The following is a 2,868-nucleotide window of genomic DNA, read 5'->3' as shown; positions in this document are numbered from 1 at the left end:
GCTCCCAGGCGGAGTCCTGCGCGGTACCGGCCGCCCCGGGCAAGCCCTCCCAGGTGTCGCTGGGCATGCCCGCGCTGCCCGGCCGAACCGCCTGACGCCGATGCCGGTCCACCCACCAGCGCCGGCCGGCCCGCCGGTCATCGCCGTCGTCGGTCCCACCGGCTCCGGAAAATCGGATCTCGCCGTCGCGCTGGCCCGGCGGCTGGGCGGGGAAGTGATCAACGCCGACGCCATGCAGTTGTACCGCGGCATGGATATCGGCACGGCCAAAATGGATCCGGCCGAGCGGCAGGGAATCGAGCACCACCTGCTGGACATCCTCGACGTGAGGGAAGAGGCGAGTGTCTCCGCCTACCAACAGCAGGCCAGGGAAGCGATCGACGCCGTGCACGGACGGGGGCACCGGGCCATCCTCGTCGGTGGTTCCGGACTGTATGTACGGGCCGCCCTGGATGCGATCGAGTTTCCAGGTACCGATCCGGCCCTGCGCCGCGGCCTGGAAGAGGAGCTGGAAAGGCTCGGCCTCGCAGCGATGCGGGAGCGGCTGCGGCAGGTCGACCCGGTGTCCGCCGGGCGGCTGGCCGACGCCCGCCGGGTCATCCGGGCGCTGGAAGTGCGGCAACTGACCGGGCGTCCGTTCAGCTCCTACATGCCCGAGCGGGAGTATGTCCGCCCGACCGTGCAGATCGGCCTCCGGGCGGACCGCGAGCGGCTCAAGCACCGCCTGGCCGGCCGCGTCCATACGATGGTGGAACGCGGGCTGCTGGAGGAAGTCGCGGCACTGGACCGGCAGGGCCTGCGTCAGGGCCGGACCGCCTCGCGCGCGCTCGGCTACGCCCAGTTCCTGAAGGTGCTGGACGGTGAATGGACCCGGGACGAGGCCGCCGAGGACACCATCGCCGCCACGCGCAGGTTCGCCCGGCGCCAGTTGACGTGGTTCCGCGCCGATCCAAGGATCCACTGGCTGGACTGGGAGGATCCGCTGGCGGCGGACAAGGCGGCAGCGCACATCGCTAAGCTTGAGCCGTGAACAACCCCATGCCTGATCATCTGTCGGCCCTCGCCGGGCTGCCCTTCGCCAAGGGCCACGGCACCGGCAACGACTTCGTGCTCATTGCCGATCCCGACGGGGCCAAGCACCTCGGGGCCGAGGCGGTCGCCGGCCTCTGCCACCGCCACCTCGGCATCGGCGCCGACGGGCTCATCCGTGCGGTCCGATCCCGGCACCTGCCCGAGGGCCGTGAGCTTCTGGAGAGCGCGCCCGAGGCCGAGTGGTTCATGGACTACTACAATGCCGACGGCTCGACCTCGGAAATGTGCGGCAACGGGGTCCGCGTCTTCGTGCACTTCCTGCTGGCCGAAGGACTCGTCCAGCTGGGGGCGGGGGAATCGCTGACCATCGGGACCCGGGCGGGAACCAAAATCGTCAGCCGGTCAGCCAACGGCTACGCCGTGGACATGGGGCCGTGGGAGTTCATCTATCCGGCGGAGGCTGCCGCCAGGGCGATGGATTCGACGGTCAGCGCAGGCGGTCTCCAGGTGCCGCGGCCGGCACTGTCGGTGAGTCTGGGGAACCCGCACACCGTGGTCGCCCTCGCCGGGCTCGAAGAACTGGCCGCCACCGAGTTGTTCCACGCGCCGGCGGTGGATCCGGTCCCGGAGAACGGAACGAACGTTGAGTTTGTCGTGCCGGCGGAACCCCTCGTCGCCGACGGCGCCGGGCACATCAGCATGCGCGTGCACGAGCGCGGGGTGGGGGAGACCCAGTCCTGCGGGACCGGCGCCTGTGCTGCCGCCGCCGCCATCCGCTACTGGGCGGGTGCGGGCGCGCCCGACGACTGGCAGGTCGGAGTGCCGGGCGGCGTTGTCCGGGTCCGGTTCATCCCCGCAGCCGACGGGCGGGAACATGTGGAGCTGAGCGGCCCCGCCGTGCTCGTGTCCCGAGGCGTGGTGGCCTGACCGAAGCGGCTCAGCCGGCCCGCCGTACGCAGAGCACCCGGAACGTCTTGGCGGTGCTTTCGCGGCTGACGGTGTAGTCCGACGGCAGTTCGGCCGCGAGCCAGCGCTGCAGCGAGTCCGACCCGAGGTTCTTCTGGACCACCAGCCAGGCGGTGCCCCCAGGTGCGAGGCGGGGCAGCCACATCAACAACAGTTCGTGAAGCTCGCTCTTGCCGATCCGAATCGGAGGATTGGACCAGATCGTGTGGAACTGCACGGCCGGGTCAACGTCTTCCGGGCGGCAGGCACGGACATTGGCCAGCCCCAGGGACGCGGCGTTGTCGTTGGTCAGCGCGATGCTGCGTTCATTCACATCCACGGCCAGCACCGTGGCATCGGGGGACTTCAGCCCCATGGTGAGCGCGAGCGGTCCCCACCCGCAGCCGACGTCGAGCAGGTTGCCTTCCGGAGCAGGCGGGGGGACCTCGTCCAGAAGCACGGCCGTGCCCTTGTCGAGGCCGTCCGGACTGAAGATGCCTCCAGCTGTTTGCAGCTGCCGCATGCGGCCATCCAGCTCGACGGCGAGGGTGCGGCGAACCTCGGGATTGCCTGGTTGCGCGCTGAAGTAGTGCTCTGTTCCCATAATCGGCCAGATTAGTGCGCCGACCGCGGAATCGGTATCTAGGCCCACCTAAGCAACGTCGGCTCTGATACCGTGGGAGGCATGAAAAACCTGTGATTGCGCCGTAACCTGCTGTCCCCGTTCGCACCCGGACAGCGCGTGCCGATGGTTGAGGCCTTGACCTCCCCGGCCGCCGGGCAATCACCGTTCCCGAAGGCTCTCTCGAGTCCCTTCTGATCCGGTGCCGCAGCCGCCGCAAGGGCTGGGGCGGTCCCCGGCACCCGCTGTCGCCCTGCCGCCCGGCCGGC

3 protein-coding genes are annotated in these 2,868 nt (G+C 70.0%); 2 read left to right on the top strand and 1 reads right to left on the bottom strand.

The features are described 5' to 3' along the window. Positions 1-100: 100 nt before the first annotated feature. Entirely contained in the window at positions 101-1,030 is a 930-nt protein-coding gene (gene miaA, locus AC5RV2_RS16670; RefSeq protein ID WP_494093262.1) for a tRNA (adenosine(37)-N6)-dimethylallyltransferase MiaA, read from the top strand. An 8-nt stretch (positions 1,031-1,038) separates the two neighbouring features. Then, positions 1,039-1,959 carry a diaminopimelate epimerase gene (dapF, locus tag AC5RV2_RS16665; protein WP_494068281.1) on the top strand — a complete coding sequence of 307 codons (921 nt, stop codon included), beginning with the start codon at positions 1,039-1,041 and terminating at the stop codon, positions 1,957-1,959. A 10-nt stretch (positions 1,960-1,969) separates the two neighbouring features. Here the strand turns inward: dapF and AC5RV2_RS16660 are convergent, their stop codons facing one another. Further along, positions 1,970-2,581, bottom strand: a complete 612-nt coding sequence (locus AC5RV2_RS16660) for a class I SAM-dependent methyltransferase (RefSeq protein ID WP_494093261.1) — start codon at positions 2,579-2,581, stop codon at positions 1,970-1,972. Positions 2,582-2,868 lie beyond the last annotated feature (287 nt).

It is taken from the genome of Arthrobacter sp. Y3225116, from assembly GCF_059091245.1.
This window is presented reverse-complemented; position numbering and strand designations above follow the sequence as displayed.